The 24,832-nt window shown below is 37.9% G+C and carries 2 protein-coding genes; both read left to right on the forward strand.

Annotated features, from left to right (window positions below):
* Positions 1-1,185: 1,185 nt before the first annotated feature.
* Positions 1,186-11,499 carry an FctA domain-containing protein gene (locus NSQ79_RS03025; RefSeq protein WP_164332112.1) on the forward strand — a complete coding sequence of 3,438 codons (10,314 nt, stop codon included), beginning with the start codon at positions 1,186-1,188 and terminating at the stop codon, positions 11,497-11,499.
* A gap of 1,614 nt (positions 11,500-13,113) precedes the next feature.
* Positions 13,114-24,399 carry an FctA domain-containing protein gene (locus NSQ79_RS03030; protein WP_339313829.1) on the forward strand — a complete coding sequence of 3,762 codons (11,286 nt, stop codon included), beginning with the start codon at positions 13,114-13,116 and terminating at the stop codon, positions 24,397-24,399.
* Positions 24,400-24,832 lie beyond the last annotated feature (433 nt).

Raw genomic sequence — 24,832 nt, forward strand, 5'->3', positions numbered from 1 at the left:
CCTCCTAGGTCAGAGTGTTTGTGGATATTGTTTCATGGGAAGTAGGTTTTTACTTCAAACAATATCAAAGGTCAAAAAACAGTCCTACCTTATAAGATAGAACTGTCATGAATCTAGCTAAAAAGCTCTCTAGGAGATAGTGATGGTGTGGACACAAAAAAGCGCAGATACCATCAACAAGTTTTCTACAGAAAAAGAGCGCAAAAAAGACATGAAAACAATCTATCAAATAAAGCAGGTTTATTGTGAATAGACTTAGTTGTTCATGTCTCCATTTACCTCCGAATGTTACTTGCCTTGATTGTACGCTGTCTAACGGATTTTGTCAAATGAAAATCAAAAATCCAGCTCTCTTAGACCGCCGATTCGCCTTATCAATAGTCCCTACCTATGCTATGAGAGAAATAGGACAGTTCTACCTTATTATAGAAAATAAGTTTATATAAAGTTATAAAGAAGCTGAAGTCAATTTTACTCTTGAAATTAGCTGAAAAAGCAGATATTGAAGATTATTCAAACCAGTAAGGTCTGAGTCTTTCTATACTTAATGATTAAGGCTACTTACAAACGTTATTTGCTACAAAAAAATATCTCAGTTTCAAAATCCAAACACTGAGTAAATAAACATTCTGGCTGACTCGAACAATTTGGAGCATGGCCAATCTTTTTAGTGTCTAATATTTGTGATGTACTTTTTGCTGTCTGATAGACTTCTTGGACTTCAATTAGCAAATGAGTCAAGATATGATTGTAGTGTTTGAAAAACAAAAAAATAAATTTACTTACTTTTTAACATGCGGATATGATAGGCTAATTTTTTGCTTCAACAAGAAGAAATATTAAAGCATAAATGAGAATATCAGCCATTTAAACTAGTTTTATTTTCTCATGAGTTTAGAATGATAACATGTTCAAGCCGATTAGGTTAAAAATGAAAGTGAATTTTATATTTTCATAGAAACGGGGAAATACGCCATAATAAAGAGTTTTGACATATTTTATATAGAATTCAGGAAGCAAAAACAATAAAATTGTCAGACAACTAATATTTTTTTAAAAAAGTGAGATTAAAATCTTGACTGTAAATTGTCAGAATGTTAGAATATGGAGTGAATCATGACTATGAGAAAACTGACTTATAATCATGTGACCTATAACTAACTATCTTTTAGAGGGAGATTTTTAATGAAAGACTTTTTTAATAGACGCCAACGCTTTTCATTGCGTAAATATTCGTTTGGTGTCGCTTCAGTCTTGCTAGGAACAGCACTTTTTGCTGCTCATAGTGCACAGGCAGATGAAGTAGCGACTCCAACTGTAACGGCGGGTAATCCGGGCACATCCGTAGCGGGAGAAAGTTCAAGTAGTTTAGTCAATACTACGACAACAGCACCCCAATCAAATCCAGCAGCTAGCGTGACTTCCCCATCCGCTTCTGCAACATCTACGTCAACAGTTGCTTTGGTATCACCAGCTTCTGAAGTAGCAAGTGCTTCAACAACAGAAACAACGTCTACAGCTACAGCACCAGCGACAACAGCAACAGCTGCAGCTACTGCTAGCTCAACTCCAACAGCTGCGGGTACTACATCTGTAGGTTCAGCAACTTCTTCTTCAACAGGTGCAACTAGCACATCAGCTGTAACTCCAACAGCGGTACAACCTACAGTGGCACAGCCAGTCGCTTCAACAACACAACCGACGGCTACAACACAACCTGTATCAACGTCTACAGCTACTCAGCCAGTCGCTTCAACACAGCCTACATCGGCTTCAGTGGCACAACCTGCAACGACAACTTTGACAACGTCAACACCAAGTCCAACGTCCGTAGCGAATACAGCAGCTTTGACAACAATGTTGACGGCGAACCCAATGTCCGCTGCAGGAACTGCACCAGAAGTACGTAGTCGTAGCAGTCGTAGACGTCGTTCGCTTGATAATCCAGAATCAACAAGTTACACAACTGGTGTAGCAACAGCGACACCAACTATGAGTGATCCTAACGGAGCAACGATTACTAACCGTCCTCTTGTTGTACCTACGCCAAAAGATCCAAATGATCATATTACAGCTGGTATTAACTACCAATTGAATCCAAATACTTCTCAGTATACTTATCTCGTTACTGATTTGATGGGATTCAATAAAGCATACAACACGAAGTACTATTATCGTATGTCTAAACCATACGACAACTCTACAAATGTAACCATTGAGTTGGTAGACGGTGCTACAAACACTGTTAAAGAAACAAAACAAATCAATGGTGCTGGTACTGTTAACTTAGGTCAAGCTACACTTGCTCCTATTTCTGGGGCTAAGCAGGCCTATATTGAGTTCCGTTTTGAAAATATTGTGGATGCAGATAAGACAAACCGTCCAGCTCTACGTGCAACTTGGAAATACAATGGTAGTGCTACTGATTTTGATGGCCAACGTTCGGCTATTCAAATCTATGATGTAGTTAATCCTGCTAACGAAGGTACTACAATCACGGATCCACAATACTACATTCCACGTCTAACTCATAAAACAACGTATTATAAAGTTGTTGATAAAAATGCATCAACTTATGATAAGAATCGTCTTGTCGGTAAATTTGTTCAAGATACAAATGGGAACTATATTAAAAACTCATCTACTGCGGGTGATTATAAACTTGTAAATAAAGATGGTATACCAGATGTTGGTACACAGTCATATAGAGAAACTGGAAACGAAGAAAGTCTTGGTAGCTTTACTCTAACTGCTATGGAGGGACAGGATTTCCATGCCTCAGCCCTTCGTGCTTTTGAAGGTTACAGTCTTTATCAAACAGCGGATCCTCGCTCACTTGTAGATGTGCTTAAAAAGCCTTATCAAGTAGGTCAACGTTGGTTTGACGTCGCCAATGCAGAGGGTGCTGTTAAACGTATTAAGGAAGTTGTCAAAGAGGATGGTACCGTCCGTATCGAAATGTGGGCCATTAAGTCTGATAGCTTAAACAAGATTGCTAAAGACGTAAATACTGATGGATATGTAAAAGTTTACGAGACAGTCATTCGTCCGGGAAGCAATAACAAAATTGACCATCCAGAAGATCTTGGTAAGAACCCTACCATTGATGATGCTGGTTGGAATAGAGATAATAATAAGCCAAGCTATGAAGGTCTTAAACCTGAGTATAGAGATAAGCTTGTTATGGGGCAACCTTTTGCTATTTTCTCAGATAAACAAAACACTAACTATAAGGGTGACTTAGAGTTTGCTAGAGGTTCAGGCGCAGACTTTATTTATAAACGTCCAGATGGCACTTTCTATCGAATGTCCTGGGCTGGGAATGTAGCACAAAATAATGTTGAAGTTAAAGAAAATCCTGTAAGTGCTACTGAGGCTGCTCAATATAGTCCACGTTATTCTTCTGCAGGTGAGTTTTATGTAAACCGTGGTAGCTCAGATACGTCCTATACGATTAATGGTGTTCCAGTTGCTTCAGGTAACATTTTCCGTTTGGAAAACAAATTGTCACCTAGCTATGAAACGGTTTACTATTATGTAAAAAACGAACCTATTGATATTGAACTTAATCTAAAGAAAGTCCTAAAGAGTCTTAATACGACAGTACAACCTGAATTGAAAAAGGGAGACTTCTCTTTTAATATAACAAATGTTGCGGCAGACCCTGCTAATCCACTTGAAAAAGATGGACCGGCTATTAATGCGACAGTAACAAACAAGGAAGATGGTTCTATTCCCTTCACTCAAAAAATAAGACAAGCTGATGGTACTGAAAAAGAAGTATCGCTTATCCAATTAGACAAAGTTGGTATCTATAAATATCGTATTACAGAAGTAGCTGGTTCTGATACTGAAGTTGACTATGATGGAATGAGTGTTACGGCAACCGTTACAGTTACAGAAAAGAAAGACTCTTCTGGCAACTACTTGGGTGAGTATGAATATACTGTTACGTACACTTCAAAAAATGGTCAAGATGACTCTGGAAACACTGATGTTTCAGCAACAAATCCGACGGGAACCGGTACTGATACTGAATTCAACAACTTTGTTGTAGCTCCAGTAAACGTTGAATTTGACTTTACGAAGAAATTATCTGGTCGTAATCTAAAAGCAAATGAGTTTACTTTTAATCTTTTGAATGAAGCAGGTGCAGTGGTTGGCACTGCAAAAAATGATGCGAACGGCAATATTAAATTCACGGGCATTAAATACAAGGTTAGTGATCTTGGAACAAATTCTGCAGGAGAGCGAAATGACAGCAAGACCTTTAACTACACTGTAAAAGAGGTTGTGCCAACAACAGCCGAAGCTGGTATGTCTTATGACCAAATGGAAGCGAAAGTAGCTGTTACAGTTACTAAGACAGGTCATACTTTGACAACTGCTACAACTTACTCATCAGTTAATGGTATTGATGCTAATGGTAACCCAACGACGGGTGTAGATAAAGAATTTAACAATACCTTCACACCGAACCCAGTAAAAGTAAACCTTGAGTTCGATAAGTCTCTTTCAAATGGTATGCTTAATGCTGGTGATTTCAGCTTTAAATTAACTGGTGACGGTAATGTTAATGAAACGGTAACAAATAAAGCTAATGGCAAGATTAACTTTAGTACGTTGTCATTCGATAAAGCTGGTGTCTATAACTACACTGTAAAAGAAGTAGCTGGAACAAACACAGATGTTGATTATGATGCGATGACAATCAACGTGAAGGTTACCGTAACAAAAGATGCCAATACGGGTCTATTGTCAGCAAGTACGGTGATGACTTCATCAGGTGGTGAAGCAACAGATGCCAATGACAGAGTCTTCAACAACTTTGTTGTTCCTCCAGTACCGGTAAATGTTAATTTCACAAAAGCTTTAGCAGGTCGTACACTTGTAGCAGGTGAATTTACATTTGAAATGAAGGATGAAAACGGAGTTGTTGTTGCTACTGGAACCAATGATGAACATGGTGTTGTTACCTTTAATCAACTCCCAGAAGTGAAAAATGCTCAAGTTGGTAAAGTCATCAAGTACACGGTGACTGAGAAAGTTCCAGCTAACAAAGAATTCGGTGTCACTTACGATAACATGGTTGCTGAGGTTTCTGTGACTGTTTCTAAGAATGCAGACCACACTTTGAAAGCAACGGTAAAGTATCCAGGAGGAGACACAGAGTTCAACAACGTTGTAACCCCACCAACAGAGCCTAAGTTCCAACCAGAGAAATTCATCGTTAACAAAAAGAAATTTGACATCACTGGTAACAAGTTGATGGATGACGACAATGAGTTGACAAATGAATACACTGAAACAAATGCGGATCCATACGTAGACAAGACAAACAACAATGAGCCTGAAAACTTGAATACCAAGACAGTTAAGAAGGGCGATAAGATTGTCTACCAAGTATGGTTGGATACAACAAAATTAAAAGCAAGTGACAATATTCAAGCTGTTGGTATTACAGATAAATATGAAGCTGACAAACTGGAGATCAATGTTGCAGATATCAAAGCTTACGATTCAGTAACGGGTGCAGATGTAACCTCTAAGTTTGTCATCACAGTAAACAACGGAGAAATCACTGCAACTTCTAAAGACGAATTTATCAAAGATAAAGTTATCGACACAACTAAGTTCGAGTTTGGTCGTTACTACAAATTTGATATTCCTGCCACTGTTAAGACAACGACTCCAGATGGTGTGGATATCGAAAATACGGCAAATCAAATTGTTCACCAGTACGATCCGACAAAAAGAGATATCACTAAGCCAGAAAAACCAACACAAAAACGTGTCGTAAATCTTCCAATTTCACTTCCTCTTAACTTCACTAAGAGACTTGATGGTCGTCAGCTTCAGGCTAATGAATTTACTTTTGAACTCCGAAAAGATGGCGTTAAGGTTGCTGATGCCCAAAATGATGCACCAAATGCCAATGGTGTTGCCAAGATTAACTTTAAAGCACTTCAGTTCACCCATGCTGATCTTGGAAAAACTTATACTTATACAGTAAATGAAGTTGCGGGTTCAGATGCAACGGTGACATACGATACCATGGTTGCGACGATTACAGTCACTATCCAAAAAGATGGTACGGCTAAAGCTATCGTTGCACACTTGGACCAAGATGCACCAGATAAAGAGTTTAATAATACGGTGAAACCACCTGAAGAACCTAAGTTCAACCCAGAAAAATACGTTGTTTCTAAAGAAAAATTCGATATCACAGGCGACAAGTTGCTTGACGATGATTCTGAATTGACAGACAAGTATGGTGATACAAAGGCCAACCCATATGTAGACAACACGAACAATAACGAACCAGAAAACTTGAATACGAAGACAGTGAAACCAGGTTCTAAATTGGTTTACCAAGTATGGTTGGATACAAAACAATTTAGCGCAACTAACACTGAAAACATTCAAACAGTCGGCATCACAGATAACTATGATGAAGCTAAATTGGATGTGAATTCAATCAAGGTTTACGATAGCGTAACTGGTGCAGACGTTACTTCTAAGTTTGATATCGCAAACACTGGTGGCGTGATTACAGCGACCCTTAAAGCTGGCTTTACGAAATCACTAGGAGATGCCAACAACACTCAAATCATTGATACAACTAAGTTTGAGTTTGGCCGTTACTATAAATTTGATATTGTGACAACAGTGAAAACGGATGCCCCAGCAGGAAAAGATATCGAAAATACAGCTGGTCAAATCGTACACTACTACAACCCAAGAACAAACAAGGTTGAGAAACCAGAAAAACCAACTCAAAAACGTGTAAACAGCGTTCCAGTTCCACTTGAGTTGAAATTCACGAAAGCTCTTGCTGGTCGTCAACTTAAAGCTAACGAATTTGAATTTGTTCTTGAAAAAGACGGCGTTGAAGTCGAACGTGTGAAAAACGACGCAGCTGGTAAAATCAACTTCAAGAAACTTGAGTTTGGTAACGATGATCTAGGTAAGACTTACAACTACACTGTACACGAAGTTACAGGTTCAGACGCAACGGTGACATACGATACAATGGTTGCGACTGTAAGGGTTTCAATCTCTCATGATGGTACAGCGAAAGCAATCGTGAAGAATGTTGTAGACGCACCAGATAAAGAGTTTAACAATACGGTGAAACCACCTGAAGAACCTAAGTTCAACCCAGAAAAATACGTTGTTTCTAAAGAAAAATTCGATATCACAGGTGACAAATTGCTTGATGATGATTCTGAATTGGCAGACAAGTATGGTGATACAAAAGTCAACCCATATGCGGATGGTACAGCTAACAATGAACCAGAAAACTTGAATACGAAGACAGTGAAACCAGGATCTAAATTGGTTTACCAAGTATGGTTGGATACAACACAATTTAGCGCAACCAACACTGAAAATATTCAAACAGTCGGCATCACAGATAACTATGATGAAGCTAAATTGGATGTGAACTCAATCAAGGTTTACGATAGTGTGACAGGTGCAGATGTTACTTCTAAGTTTGATATCGCAAACACTGGTGGCGTGATTACAGCGACCCTTAAAGCTGGCTTTACGAAATCACTTGGCGATGCCAACAACACTCAAATCATTGATACAACTAAGTTTGCATTTGGTCGTTACTATAAATTTGATATTGTGACAACCGTGAAAACGGATGCCCCAGCAGGAAAAGATATCGAAAATACAGCTGGTCAAATTGTTCACTACTACAACCCAAGAACCAACACAGTTGAAAAACCAAACAAACCAACTGAAAAACGTGTGAACAGTGTTCCAGTTCCACTTGAGTTGAATTTCACTAAGAAACTTGATGGTCGTCAACTTAAAGCTAATGAATTTACATTTGTTCTTAAGAAAGATGGCGTTGAAGTAGAACGTGCGAAAAATGATGCTCCTGATGCAACTACCGGTATCGCTAAGATTAACTTCACGAAACTTGAATTTGGTAAGGATGATATTGGCAAGACTTACAATTATACAGTGGAAGAAGTTAAAGGAACAGATTCAACAGTGTCTTACGATGGCATGGTTGCAACAGTAAGGGTTTCAATTTCTCATGATGGTACGGCAAAAGCAATCGTGAAGAATGTTGTAGACGCACCAGACAAAGAGTTCGATAACCGTGTGACACCACCAGAAGAACCTAAGTTTAACCCAGAGAAATATGTTGTTAGAGATAAAGACTTTGATTTAACTGGTAAGAAACTTTTGGATGATGATTCTGAGTTAGCTGATAAATACAGCGATACTAAGATTAATCCTTACGCAGATAAATCTAATAATAATGAAAAAGTTACTGTCCGTAATGATAAGGGCGAGTTGGAAGAAGTCTTTGAAAACCTCAATACTCAGCCTGTTAAACGTGGTCAGAAATTCTACTATCAAGTATGGCTTGATACAACTCAATTTAGTGCTAACAATAAGGAAAATATCCAAACTGTTGGTATCACAGACAATTATGATGAATCAAAATTGATTGTGACTAAAAACACTATTAAGGTTTATGATGGTGAGACTGGTGCAGATGTGACATCTAAGTTTGACGTTGCTGTTACTAACGGTATTATCACTGCAAACTTGAAATCAGGCTTTACGAAGTCACTAGGTGATGCAAATAATACTCAAGTTATTGATACAACTAAGTTTGAATTTGGTCGTTACTACAAAGTAGTTATACCTGCTACAGTTAGTCAAGATGCTTACGATGGTTCTGAAATCGAAAATACTGCGACACAAACGGTTCATTATTATAACCCAAGAACGCATACAGTTGAGACTCCAGATAAGCCAACGCAAAAACGTGTGAACAACATTCCAACAGCTATTCAGCTAATCTTTGGTAAGACACTTAATGGTCGCAAATTGCAAGCAGATGAATTTAGCTTTGTCTTGAAAGATAAAGAAACTAATAAGATTCTTGAGAAGGCTAAGAATGATGCAGATGGTAAAGTTACCTTCAAGACAATCAACTATTCAAAAGCTGATATTGGTCAAACATTTAACTATATTGTTGAAGAAGAGAAAGGTGACAAACCAGGTGTTACTTATGATGATATGAAGGTTAACGTGACTGTTCAAGTTATTCAGCCTTCTTCTGGTGATCAGTTGTCAACAGTTATCTCTTATGCTACTGAAGGTGGAGATGCCTTTACTGCGGATGATACAGTATTTGACAATAACGTAACACCAAACTTCAAACCAGAGAAGTATGTTGTTTCTAAAGAAAAATTTGATCTTAAGGGTACAAAACTTCTCGATGATGATGCGCCTAACGGTAAGGTTGAAGCTGAAAACTTGAATCACCATACACTTACTCGTGGTCAGAAATTCTACTACCAAGTATGGCTTGATACTCGTGAATTTACAGCTGAAAGCAATATTCAATCAGTAGGAATCACAGATGACTATGATGAAGCTAAACTTGATATTGATGAGTCAGCAATCAAGGTTTATGATGGTGAAACAGATGTTACTGATAAATTCAAAATTTCAATCAAAAACGGTGTCATCTACGCAACTTCTAAACCAAGTTTGACTAAACCTATTAGTGCAACTGATGCGACTCCAGTTATTGATACGACTAAGTTTGCCTTTGGACGTTACTATAAATTTGATATCCCAGCAACTGTTAAAAATATTAAAGACAATGACGGTGTTGAGTTTAGTAATACGGCCAATGAAATTGTTCATCAATACAACCCTTACAATAAGCAAGTTACAACTCCTAAAAAACCAACTCAAACACGTGAAAATAACGTTCCAGTTCCACTTGAGTTCAACTATACTAAGAAACTTGAAGGACGTGAGTTGACTGCAGGTGAGTTCAGCTTCTTATTGAAAGACCAAGATGGAAAAGTCCTTCAAACTGTATCAAATGATAAAGACGGCCACATCAAGTTTGAACAACTCTTGTTCAGCAAGGCTGATCTTGGTAAGACATTTACTTATACTGTAGAAGAAGTCAATGACAATAAACCTGGTATTTCTTACGATGCTATGAAAGCAACGGTGACAGTACAAGTAACTAAGGATGGTAAAATTCTTAAGACTGTCGTTAATCATGCTTCAACAGGTGGAAATGCTACAGATGCTAACGACAAAGAGTTCAACAACAAGGTGGTTCCACCAGAAAAACCTAAGTTCCAACCAGAGAAATATGTTGTAAACCAAGAGAAATTTGACATTACTGGTGATAAACTCGTTGATGATGATAAAGAGTTGGCAGACAAGTATGCGGATACTAATGCGAACCCATACGTAGACAAGACAGACAACAACGAGAAAGAAAACTTGAATACTAAGACTGTGAAACGTGGCGATAAATTGGTTTACCAAGTATGGCTTGATACAACTAAATTTGACGCAAACAACAAGGATTATATTCAAACCGTTGGTATCACTGATAACTACGATGAGAAGAAACTTAATGTTAACCAATCAGATATCAAAGCATACGATGGTAAAACTGGTAAAGATGTTACAGCAATGTTCGATATCAAGGTTGAAAACGGTGTGATTACAGCCAACCTTAAAGATGGCTTCACTAAGTCACTTGGTGATAAAGATAATACCCAAATTATCGATACAACTAAGTTTGCCTTTGGTCGTTACTATAAGTTTGACATTCCGGCAATTGTTAAAGACAGTAAGAATGAAAAAGGTGAGTTTGACGTACCTTCTGGTTCAGATATTGAAAACACAGCGGGACAAACAGTTCACTACTACGACCCAACAGTTAAGAAGGTCGTGAAAACACCTGAAAAACCAACTGAAAAACGTGTTGTTAACATTTCAGCTAGTGTTACGTTTGAATTCACTAAAAAACTAGAAGGTCGTGACCTTAAGGCTGGTGAGTTTAGCTTTGTACTTAAGGATAGAAAAGGTAAAGTGATTGAAACTGTAAGCAATGATGCTGACGGTAAGATTAAGTTCTCAGCACTTGAGTACAAACATGGTGAAGAAGGTATCCACTTCTACACGGTTGAAGAAGTGAAAGGTAATGATACTACAGTAACTTACGATAAGATGGTAGCTAAAGTTACTGTTTTGGTAGCTAAGGGTGGTAACGTTATGACAGTAACTTCTAAATTGCCAGAAGATACTGAGTTCAACAACATTGTAACGCCACCGACACCACCAACTCCAGTGGTGCCACCAGTTACACCACCGACACCACCAACTCCAGTGGTGCCACCAGTTACACCACCAACACCACCAACTCCAGTGGTGCCACCAGTTACACCACCAACACCACCAACTCCAGTGGTGCCACCAGTTACACCGCCAACACCACCAACTCCAGTGGTGCCACCGGTTACACCACCGACACCACCAACTCCAGTAGTACCACCAGTTACACCACCGACATCTCCAGAAGTATCTAGAGAACAGGGTCTTCCTAAGACTGGTGAGAACAAGTCTGTAGTAGCAATGGCATTCGGAGGACTCCTTGCGGCAGCTGGACTTGGTTTGGCAGGAAAACGAAAAAAAGAAGACTAAGATAATAATAGGCGTAAAAATAAGATAGTTAGTAAGATTATTTCAGTTTTCAAAAAGAGAGGCTTGACCGAATAAGGTCAGGCTTCTTTTTGTTCGGCACTTAAAAATATCGTAAGTGACCAATAATGAAGTCAATTAAGAAGTTCCAAAGTCTTTATGGGCTGTGGAACTTTTTTATAATTAGCTAACTTATTACATGGACATGTGTGAGGAGGGTGATCTGATTGTTTCTCTCACAAGAGATGAGCAGATTCAAATTGATATTAACTTCTTCATGACAGTAGATTAGTACTTTCAAATAAAATATATTATGAATGATGTGGGTAATGGTAGAAGCTGATAAAAGACTTTGAGCTATTGTCTATTTAGTTATGGTGAATTTGATAATCTTGCAGTCACAATAGAAGCATCTTATCTAGGGGCTACACCATCATTTTTTGATTGAGAAATCAGAAAAAATCAAAGTTTAAGTTCTCTTATGAACTTTCAATAGACTATCATTACTCATTTTATGATTAAGATGATGGGAGGTAGAAGTTTCATAGAAGCAATAGGGAGCGACATTAAAGATAACATCTAGTAGTCCGATTAGTTAACAGTATTGGAAAGGGAGGAGACTTTCTGGTAGTTGCTTTGTAATTGGGTACTCAAAGATCTCTTATAAGATAGAAATGTATTACTGGTACTATTTGAGTATTGAAATTATTTCGTAATATCGTTGGTTATTCTTTCATTTGTATTTGAATAAGATACTAGTAGGCATAATTTTTCTCACAGGTTTTGTTATCTTTTGATTTTTTGAAGTTAGAAAATACTAGGACTCATTCTCTATTAATCCTAACTTATGAGACTCTTTTTTAAGTTGAATACTAGTATGCTAAACAGGTGAGAGCAATTATGGATGTTGGATTGTTGCAAACTTTCTTTAAGATTTTACTAGTGTTAATGAAGAAATACTGTTAAACGAAGAAGATGTTAGTATTATTTTAGACGGATAAAGTTATTCTAAGGTTAGGACTAGATGTATATGCCATTTTCATTAAAGATAAAAATATCTATATGAGTGTAAAAGGGAAAGAAATGAGAGGTTGTGTGCGTATATTGCCATTATTATGGATTAAAGTGAGAATAATATAGTGTATATTATAAGATGTTAATTTATTTTTATAATATTATTTCTTTCGGATTATAGGTTTAAATTACTATTTTTAGAACTTACTTCTGTTTATATATGGTGATTCAAGTATTTATGGAACATGAGATGGGTTTGGAATCTTTGACGCTTTTATTAGAAAATAACAAATGAAATCCGAGTTAATTTATTTTAGAAAAGCGTAATTTATATAATGAAATATTAGAAAACAGTAGTTGTCGCCTTATTTTAGAAAACGCTTAACATGTTATAAATAAAAGGTTTCTAACGTTTTTATGTTTTTTGTAAATAACGTCGCTCTTACAATTATCAGACAACTAAACTTTTTTTAAAAAACATTGTTTAATCACTTGACTCTAAATTGTCAGAATGTTAGAATGAAAAAGAATCATGGATATGAGGGGAATTAACTTATAATCATGTATCTATAACTAACTATTTTTTTAGAGGGAGACTTAAACATGAAAGACATTTTCAACAGGCGCCAGCGCTTTTCATTGCGTAAATATTCATTTGGTGTCGCTTCAGTCTTGTTGGGGACGGCACTCTTTGCTGCTCACACTGCACAGGCTGATGAAGTCGTAGCATCTGATGCTTCTTCATCAAACCCTGGTTCATCAGTTGAGGGCGAAAGTTCTTCAGAACTGGTTGAGACGAATACAGCATCAACAGCTCAAGCAGATCCTACTGCAGCTGTATCTTCAACTGAGGCAACTGCGTCAACATTTAACTTGACGCCAGAAGCTTCAACAACAGATAAGGTTGCCGCAGAGGCAACTGACAAACAAGCTACAGAAACTGCGAAACCAGAAGCTTCTAAACCAGCTTCAGAGGCTGCAAAGCCAACAGAAAAAGCTACTTCAGAAGCAGCTAAGCCAGCTACAGTAGCATCAACAGCTACAGCCAGCAACAATGTTGAAACACCAGCTTCAACAAGAACAGCTTCAAACACTTCAGCTACAGCATCAACAACTGCTCCAGCAACTGAAAATACTGAAGCAGCTGAAACCGCAGCAGAAGCTACAAGTGTTAGCCCACGTGTTACAGCAAATACTTACTCTGTAAGATCTGCTGCAGACCGTAGTGCAACACTTGACCGTGCTGCTAGTGATATCACAAATGCTGGTGCTTTGGCAACAGGTCGTAGCCGTCGTCGTAATACACGTGCTTTGACAGATCACAACTATGAGGCGGTCTCTGTAGAAACTCACCTTAAAGATGGTGAAAAAGCTACTCCAGACATGACGGATCCTAATGGTGCAACTGTTCGTTCTCAAACAGTGCCATCGGGCTACCAAGCTAAAGAAGGTGACTACTATACTTATAGTATCGTAGATCTTACTAATTTCAACAAACGTTACCATACAAATTACTATACACGTGCTTACAAGAGATTTGATGCTTCAACAGATACTACTGTTGAATTGGTTGACAAGAACACTGGTAATGTATTAGAAACAAGAACCGTATCAGCTTCTAGTGGTATTCAAAAATTTACGACTACAAAAGCAGCCTCTAATGGGGAGTTAACTTGGCAAGTAGATTACGATAAAGGTTTAGGTGCTGGACCAGGGAAGACAGATTCACCGTTTATCCAACTTGGATATGAAGTTGGTGCAAGTATCAAGGCTTTAGTTGCTCCAGGACACAATCTAACTCCTACAGAACAAGCTTTATATGATGCAGTTTATGCTGCGCGTAATTCAACGGATATCATCAACGTTGTAGAACCAGCATATAATGGTCGTACTATTACAGATACGAATGCTAAAATTCCATTATTTGTTCAAAAATCAACTTACTATAGAGTAGTCGATAGAAATAATGCTTCATTTAATGCGAATAAAACAGATAAAACTGTTCAAGATTATGTACCAAATGGTAATGAAGTAACATTAGCCAACTACACGCTGAAAGCGATGGAAGGACAACACTTTACAGCATCTGGTGAACGTCAATTTGATGGTTACAAACTTTATCAAACAGCTACTCCAGATTCACAAACTGGTTATGTTAGCCGTCCTTATACAGTTGGTACCAAGTTTATGGATGCTGATCGTGCTGGAATAAAACGTATCAAAGAAATTGTTGGAGAAGATGGATCTGTTGTTATTCGTGTTTACTTATTAGATCCAAGACAACAAAACAAACGTTCTGATGGTACATTGAACACTGATGGCTATATGTTGCTAGCAGAAACCAAGCCTATTAAACCAGGTGATTATAACAAAGAAGAGTTGGTTGTTAAGAAAACACCACTTAAAACGATTGCACACACTGTAACTGATCCAAGAACAGGGGCAAAAACGAACTATCCAAATGGTAAGGACGTTCCATTTGATTTCCAAAGAGATGCTTCTTACACTCCGTATAAGACAGTATTTGTACCATTCTTGGGAGATAATATCGGTCACCTTTCTCCAAACGCACAATTAGAGCGTGGAGTAGGAGGTATTGGTACTAACGTTGACTTGCTCAACTCTTTGACGCCATACAAGCCAACAGTCTACTACTATGTGAAGTCAGAACCTGTAACAGTGACTCCAGAAGTTGAAAAACAACTTGAAGGACGCACACTTGTTAATGGTGAATTTAGCTTTAAGATTAAAGAAGAGCAAGCTAACAAATCAGTTCCTTCATATGAAGAAACAGTAACTAACCAAAATGGTAAAGCTACATTTAGTAAATTAACATTTAACAAAGCTGGAGTATACACTTACACAATTACTGAGGTTAAAGGCTCAGATACAAACGTCGATTATGATGCAATGACTGTTACAATGACAGTTACTGTAACTGAGAAAAATGCTGCTGGTGATTTGCAAGCTTCGGTTAAATACAGTGCTGAAGGTGGATTCAAATCAAGTGCAGATGATAAAATTTTCAACAACTACGTTGTAGCTCCAGTTAAGACTAAGTTCGACTTTAGTAAGGCTCTTGCAGGTCGTACTCTTAAAGAAGGCGAATTTACATTTGCTCTTAAAGATTCAACTGGTAATGTTCTTCAGACCAAGAAAAACAGCGCTAGTGGTGTTATTGCCTTTGATGACTTGACATTTGATAATACTCAAGTTGGTACTCACAAGTATACTGTAGAAGAAGTTATCCCAGATAATAAAGAAGCTGGTATGACTTACGATACAATGAAAGCTGAAGTAACAATCACTGTTACTAAGGAAGGCCACGTTCTTAAAGCAACTAACATTCTTCCAGCAGATACAGAATTCAATAACACATTCACACCAGGTGCGGTTAAAGTTAACCTTGACTTTGATAAATCACTTTCAAATGGTACTTTGAACGCAGGTGACTTTAGCTTCACGTTGACTGGTGATAACAATGTTAATGAAACTGTAACCAACAAAGCTAACGGTAAGATTAACTTTAGCGAATTGTCATTTGACCATGAAGGTGTCTACAACTACACTGTTAAAGAAGTGAAAGGCAACAATGCCGATGTAGACTACGATGAAATGACTATCGCAGTTAAAGTAACGGTTACTAAAGATGCTACTACAGGTCTTTTGGCTGCTAAGACTGAAATGACTTCAACAGGTGGTGAAGCAACTGGTACTGATGACAAGATCTTCAACAACCACGTTGTAGCTCCTGTAACTGCTCAATTTGACTTCAGCAAAGCTCTTGCAGGTCGTAACTTGAAAGCTGGCGAATTTAGCTTTGTATTGAAAGACAAAGATGGTAGAGTCCTTCAAACAAAACAAAATGATGCTAGCGGACGTGTTCGTTTCGATGCCTTGACATTTACAAATGCTCAAGTTGGTAACCACAAGTACACTGTAGAAGAAGTTCAAGGTTCTGAAGCAGGTATGACTTATGACCCAATGAAAGCTAACGTAACAGTTACTGTTACTAAGTCAGGTCATGCGCTTACTGCTGTAGCAACTCTTCCAACTGATACAGAATTCAACAATACATTCACATCAGCTCCAACTCAAGCTCAATTTAAGTTCACTAAACGTCTTGAAGGTAAAGCGCTCACAGCAGGTGCCTTCACATTCGAATTGCTTGAAAACGGCAATGTTATTCAAACTAAGAAAAATGAAGCAGATGGTTCAATCACATTTGATGCTATTGAATACAGCGCTGAAGGTGAACACACTTACACTGTGCGTGAAAAAGCTGGTAACGATACAAACATCGATTACGATACAATGAACGCAGAAGTGAAAGTTAAAGTTACTAAAGATGCTGCTACAGGTCTCTTGAGTACTGCTGTTACAATGCCTGAAGACACAGAGTTCAACAACTATGTGGTTTCTCCAGTTGTAACTAAGTTTGACTTCACTAAGAAATTGGCTGGTCGTGAACTTAAAGCTGGTGAATTTAGCTTTGTATTGAAAGATGCTGCTGGTAACGTCGTTGAAACTGTTAAGAATGATGCTGCTGGTAACGTAACCTTCTCAGAATTGTCATTTGACAATACTAAAGTTGGTACACACACTTACACTGTAGAAGAAGTGATTCCTGAAAACAAAGAATTCGGAATGACTTACGATAAGATGAAAGCTACAGTGACAGTTGAAGTTGCTAAGAACGGTCACACATTGACAACTGTTACAAACGTTACATCAACTGGTGGTGTAGACGCTAACGGTAACGCAACTGACGGTACTGCAGATAAAGAATTCAACAACAAAGTCACTCCTCCTGAAACTCCTGAATTCCAACCAGAAAAATTTGTCGTTTCTAAAGAGAAATTCGACATCACTGGTAACAAGTTGATGGATGACGACGATGATGTACCTGGTAACGAGTACACAGCAACAAATGCGAATCCATATGTTGATGGTGTTGCAAACAACGAACCAGAAAACTTGAATACTAAGACTGTTAAACGTGGTTCTAAATTGGTATACCAAGTATGGCTTGATACTACTAAATTCACAGAAGCTAACAACATCCAATACGTTGGTGTATCTGATACATACGACGCAGATAAATTGAACGTTAACGCATCTGATATCAAAGCCTACGATTCAGTAACTGGTGCAGATGTGACTGCTAAATTCGACATCAAAGTTGAAAACGGTACAATCACTGCAACTTCTAAAGAAGCATTTATCAAAGATAAAGTAAACAACCCTGTTATCGATACTACTAAGTTCGCTTTTGGACGTTACTATAAATTTGATATTCCAGCAACTGTTAAAGAATCTGTTAAAGCTGGTGCTGATATTGAAAATACAGCCAACCAAACAGTTCACGTTTACAACCCAGTGAGCAAGACAGTTGAAAAACCTGAAAAACCAACACAAAAACGTGTTAACAGCGTTCCAGTTCCAGTGGAAATGAACTTCACTAAACGTTTGGAAGGTCGTGAACTTCAAGCAAACGAATTCGAATTCGTATTGAAGAAAGACGGCGTTGAAGTTGAACGCGTGAAGAATGACGCTGCTGGTAAGATTGTCTTCAAGACACTTGAATTCGGTCGCGATGATCTTGGTAAGACTTACAACTACACAGTAGAAGAAACTCCTGGTACAGATGCAACTGTCAAATATGACACAATGGTTGCTACTGTTAAAGTTGTTGTTTCACATGATGGTACAGCTAAAGCAATCGTTGCCAACGTAACAGACGCTGCGGATAAAGAATTTAACAACCGTGTAACACCTCCTGAAGAACCTAAGTTCCAACCAGAGAAATACGTTGTTTCTAAAGCGAAATTCGATATCACTGGTACTAAGCTCGTTGATGATGATTCTGAATTGACAGATAAATATGGTGAAACAAATACAAACCCATATGTCGATAATACAAACAACAACGAAGAAGAAAACTTAAATACTAAGTCAGTTGAACGTGGATCTAAACTTTACTACCAAGTTTGGTTGGATACAACTAAATTTGATGCAGCTAACAAAGACAATATCCAAACAGTAGGAATCACAGATAACTACGATAAGGATAAATTGAATGTTAATGCTTCAGATATCAAGGTTTACGATTCAGTAACTGGTGCAGATGTTACTAACAAGTTCGATATCACTGATAACAACGGTGTTCTTACAGCTAACCTTAAAGCTGGCTTCACTAAGTCACTTGGCGACGCTGAAAATACTCAAATCATTGATACAACTAAGTTTGAATTTGGACGCTACTATAAATTTGATATTCCAGCAACAGTGAAAGACGATGTTGTAGCTGGTGCAGATATCGAAAACAAAGCGGCTCAAGTAGTAAACTACTACAACCCAACAACTAAGAAAGTTGAAAAACCAACTAAACCAACTGAAAAACGTGTTAACAACGTTCCAGTTGAAGTGGAATTCAACTTCACTAAACGTTTGGAAGGTCGTGAGCTTAAAGCTAACGAATTCAGCTTCGTCCTTAAAGATTCAGAAGGTAAAACTCTTGAAACTGTGAAGAACGATGCGGCTGGTAACGTTAAGTTCAAAGCTCTTGAGTTCAAGAAAGGCCAAGAAGGCGTTCATAACTACACAGTAGAAGAAGTTAAAGGCACAGACGCAACCGTTACATACGATACAATGAAAGCGAATGTAACAGTTACAGTTAAACACGATGGAACAGCTAAAGTTCTTATCGCGACTGTAGGTGCAATTGCGGACAAAGAATTTAACAACCGTGTAACACCACCAGAAGAGCCTAAGTTCCAACCAGAGAAATATGTTCTTAGCGATGGTAACGGTAAGTTTGATATCACTGGTACTAAGCTTCTTGATGATGATGCAGAGTTGACAGATAAGTACGCAGAAACAAATGCGAACCCATACGCTGATAAAGCTGATAACAACGAAGCAGAAAACATCAATACGAAAGCCGTGAAACGTGGCGAAACTATTAACTACCAAGTATGGCTTGATACAACTAAATTTGATGCAAACAATAAGGATAACATCCAAACTGTTGGTATTACTGACAACTATGATGAAGCTAAATTGGATGTTAAGGTATCTGATATCAAGGCTTACGATGGTAAGACTGGTAAAGATGTTACTGATAAATTCAACATCTCAATTGCTAATGGTGTAATCACAGCTAACCTTAAAGATGGCTTCACTAAGTCACTTGGCGATGCAGAAAACACTCAAATCATCGATACTACTAAGTTCGAATTTGGACGTTACTACAAGTTTGTCATCCCAGCTAAAGTTTCTGACGGTGCTTACGATGGTGCTGAAATTGAAAATACAGCAGCTCAAGTAGTTAACTACTACAACCCAACTACTAAGAAGACCGAAAAACCAGAGAAACCAACTGAAAAGCGTGTCAACAATGTTCCAATGGCTATTCAGTTAATCTTCGGTAAGACACTTAATGGTCGTCAATTGAAAGATAAGGAATTTAACTTTGTCTTGAAAGACGAAGCAGGAAAAGTTCTTGAAACTGTTCAGAATGATGCTAAAGGCAAAGTAACTTTCTCTACTATTAATTATGGAAGAGACGATCTTGGTAAGACCTTTAACTACACTGTAGAAGAAGTTAAAGGAACTGATACAACAGTTACTTATGACAATATGAAAGTCAACGTTACTGTTAAAGTTATTCAACCTTCAGCAGGTAATCAATTATCAACAGTTATCTCTTATGCTACAGTTGGTGGAAATTCTTATGAATCAGACGACAGAATTTTCGATAACAACGTAACTCCTAACTTCAAACCAGAGAAATACGTTGTTTCAGAACCAAGCTTCGACATCATTGGTAACAAACTTGCTGATGACGACGATTCAACTGATAAAGTTGAAATCCAAAACTTGAATGGTAAGACCCTCAAACGTGGTCAAAAGATCTACTATCAAGTATGGCTTGATACTCGTGACTTCACAGCAGAAAGCAATCTTCAAACAGTTGGTATCACAGATAACTACGAAGAAGATAAGCTTGACATCAACGCTGCTGATATCAAGGTATACGATGGTATCACTGGTGCTGATGTTACTGACAAGTTCGACATCAAGGTTGAAAATGGTGTTCTCTACGGTACGTCTAAAGCAGGCTTGACTAAAGCTATTAGTGCAACAGATGCTACTCCAGTCATCGACACAACTAAATTTGAGTTTGGTCGTTACTATAAATTTGATATCCCAGCTGTTGTTAAAGACATTGATGCTAACGACGGTGTAGATATTGAAAATACAGCCAACCAAACAATTCACCAATACAACCCATTCAATAAAAAAGTTACAACTCCTGAAAAACCAACTCAAACACGTGAAAACAACGTTCCAGTTCCACTCGAGTTCAACTATACTAAACGACTTGAAGGACGTGAGTTGACTGCAGGTGAGTTCAGCTTCGTATTGAAAGACAAAGACCACAAAGTTCTTCAAACAGTAACCAACGATAAAGATGGTCACATCAAGTTTGAAAAACTCTTGTTCAATAAAGATGATCTTGGTAAGACATTCACTTACACAGTTGAAGAAGTAGCTGGTAAAGATGCTTCAATCACTTACGATGCTATGAAAGCGACTGTAACAGTGAAAGTTACTAAGGAAGGCAAAGTTCTTACAACTGTCGTTAACCACGCTTCAACAGGCGGATTTGCTTCAAGCGCTAACGATAAAGAGTTCAACAACAAAGTTCGTCCACCAGAAACACCAGAATTCAATCCAGAGAAATACATTCTTAATGAAACTAAGTTCGATTTGAAGGGAGTATCTCTTCTTGATGATGACAAAGAGTTGAAAGATAAGGTTGCAGAAACTAATGCAAATCCTTATGTTGATGATGCTTCTAATAATGAAAAAGCTAACATCAATACTAAGACCGTATATCCTGGACAAAAAGTTGTTTACCAAGTATGGTTGGATACTACTAAATTCACTGAAAAGAATAATATCCAAACTGTTGGTGTATCAGATGACTATGAAGAAGATAAAGTTGATATCAATGTAGCTGATATTAAAGCATATGATGGCATCACAGGTGATGATGTAACAGCTAAGTTCGATATCAAGGTTGAAAACGGTGTGATTACAGCCAACCTCAAAGATGGCTTCACTAAGTCACTTGGCGATGCAGAAAACACTCAAGTTATCGACACAACTAAATTTGCCTTTGGACGTTACTACAAGTTTGATATTGTTGGTAAAGTCAAAGACGACGTTAAGGGTGGTGTAGACATTGAAAACACAGCTTCTCAAATCGTTCATTACTACAACCCAACAACTAAGTCTGTTGAAAAACCAAATAAACCAACAGAAAAACGTGTTGTTAACGTTCCAGTTAAAGTAGAATTCAACTTCACTAAACGTTTGGAAGGTCGTGAGCTTAAAGCTAACGAATTCAGCTTCCAATTGAAGGATGAAGCAGGAAATGTCATCGAAACTGTTAAGAACGATGCCAAAGGTAACGTTAAGTTCAAAGCTATTGAGTACAAGAAAGGCCAAGAAGGCGTTCACAAGTACACAGTAGAAGAAGTTAAAGGAACAGACGCAACTGTTACATACGATACTATGAAAGCGAATGTAACAATCACTGTTTCTCATGATGGTACTGCTAAAGCTCTTGTAGCAACTGTCGGTCAAATTGCGGATAAAGAATTCAACAATGCGGTTCGTCCACCAGAAAAACCTAAGTTCCAACCAGAAAAATATGTTGTTTCTGAAGCGAAATTCGATGTAACAGGTACTAAACTCGTTGATGATGATAAAGAATTGGCTAACAAGGTTTCAGACACCAATGCAAACCCTTATGCTGATGACGCATCAAACAACGAATTGGAAAACTTGAATACGAAGTCAGTTAAACCTGGTCAAACACTTTACTACCAAGTATGGCTTGATACAACTCAATTTGACGCTAACAACAAGGATCATATCCAAACTGTTGGTATCACAGATGACTTTGATGAAACTAAGTTGGATGTAGATGCATCAGCAATCAAGGTTTACGATTCAGTAACTGGTAAAGATGTTACAGATAAATTCGACATCTCACTTGCTAACGGTGTGATTACAGCTAACCTTAAAGATGGCTTCACTAAGTCACTTGGCGATGCAGAAAACACTCAAGTCATTGACACTACTAAGTTCGAGTTTGGTCGTTACTATAAATTTGATATTCCTGCAACTGTTAAGAAAGATATCAAAGCTGGTGTGGATATCGAAAATACAGCTACTCAAGTTGTTAACTACTACAACCCAACAACTAAGAAAGTTGAAAAACCAAACGTACCAACTGAAAAACGTGTTAACAACGTTCCAGTTGAAGTGGAATTCAACTTCACTAAACGTTTGGAAGGTCGTGAGCTTAAAGCTAACGAATTCAGCTTCGTCCTTAAAGATTCAGAAGGTAAAACTCTTGAAACTGTGAAGAACGATGCGGCTGGTAACGTTAAGTTCAAAGCTCTTGAGTTCAAGAAAGGCCAAGAAGGTACTTACAAGTACACAGTAGAAGAAGTTAAAGGTACTGACAGCACAGTTCAATACGACGGTATGAAAGCTCTTGTCACTGTTGAAGTATCACACGATGGTAAAGCGAAAGCTCTTATCACTAAGGTTACTGACCCAGCTGATAAAGAATTCAACAATACTGTTCGTCCACCAGAAAAACCTAAGTTCCAACCAGAGAAATACGTTGTTTCTAAAGAGAAATTCGATATCACTGGTATGAAACTTGTTGACGATGATGCTGAGTTGAAAGATAAAGTAGGCGATACTAACAAGGATCCTTACGCTGACAGCACAGCTAACAACGAAGCTGAAAATATCAATACTAAGACACTCAAGAAAGGTGATAAGTTTGTCTACCAAGTATGGCTTGACACAAACAACTTCACTGACGCTCACAATATCCAATCTGTTGGTGTTACAGATAAATATGACAGCGAAAACTTGAACATCAATGTTGCAGATATTAAAGCATACGACTCTGTAACAGGGGAAGATGTGACAGCTAAGTTTGATATCAAGGTTGAAAACGGTGTAATCACTGCAACATCTAAGTCTGACCTTACTAAGTCACTTGGTGATGCAGAAAATACACAAGTGATTGATACTGCCAAATTGGCATTCGGACGCTACTACAAGTTCGATATTCCTGCAACTATCAAAGGCACTGCCAAAGATGGTGTAGATATCGAAAATACTGCGTCACAAATCGTTCACCAATACGACCCAACTAAGAAATCTGTTGAAAAACCAGAAAAACCAACAGAAAAACGTGTAGTCAATATCCCAACCAAGGTTGAGTTTGAATTCACTAAGAAACTTGAAGGTCGTCAACTTAAAGCTGGTGAGTTTAGCTTTGTACTTAAAGATAGCAAGGGTAATGTTATCGAAACTGTAAGCAATGATGCTAATGGTAAGATCAAGTTCTCTGCCCTTGAGTACAAACGTGGTGAAGAAGGTAATCACGTCTATACAGTAGAAGAAGTAAAAGGTAACGATGCAACTGTTACTTATGATAAGATGGTAGCCACAGTTGTTGTTTCTGTAACTAAAGATGGTAAAGTCTTGACAGCGATTTCTCAATTGCCAGAAGATACTGAGTTCAACAACACTGTTATCCCACCAAATACACCACCAACAACTCCACCAAACACACCACCAACTACACCACCAACTACGCCTCCAACACCACCGACTCCTCCAACTCCAGTGGTTCCACCAGTGACACCACCAACTACACCAGAAGCTCCTAAAGGACCAGCACTTCCTGAAACAGGTGATGATGCGTCTATGGCAACTATGGCTCTCGGAGGAATCCTTGCGGCAGCTGGACTAGGTTTGGCAGGAAAACGCAAAAAAGAAGACTAAGATAGTTCATAGGTTAAATCCCTCAATATAGTTAGTTAGACTATTTCAGTTTTCGAAAAAGAGACTCATCCCGATAGGGGTGGGTCTCTTTTGTATCTATCTTAAAGATGATTTGGTGTTTTATTAAAATATTAGATATAAGGTTAAGTAATAGAGGTTTTAGGATTTATTTTATGCAAAACAGATCAGTGGTTTAAATTTCAGGAAAAGATTATTATAAATATTGATATGTACTAAAATACTTATGTGAAAAGGTTTATTGGTTGTCATGAAGTCCTAGTTGCAAATCACAACTCGTTTTTTATATTGATTAAAAATTAGAGAAAATACTTGCTTAATGATTAAAAAAAAGATACGATAGACTTTGGAAGAAGGTTAATAAATGTATAGAGTGCGTATTTTTTCAATAATGTCTTTGTTTTTGACGCCCATT

It is taken from the genome of Streptococcus sp. FSL W7-1342, assembly GCF_037966635.1.
GTDB lineage: Bacteria > Bacillota > Bacilli > Lactobacillales > Streptococcaceae > Streptococcus > Streptococcus salivarius_D.

Bases quoted from the DNA above. Each gene is read 5' to 3' on its own strand.
- NSQ79_RS03025 (WP_164332112.1), top strand. From the start codon at position 1,186: ATGAAAGACTTTTTTAATAGACGCCAACGCTTTTCATTGCGTAAATAT.
- NSQ79_RS03030 (WP_339313829.1), top strand. From the start codon at position 13,114: ATGAAAGACATTTTCAACAGGCGCCAGCGCTTTTCATTGCGTAAATAT.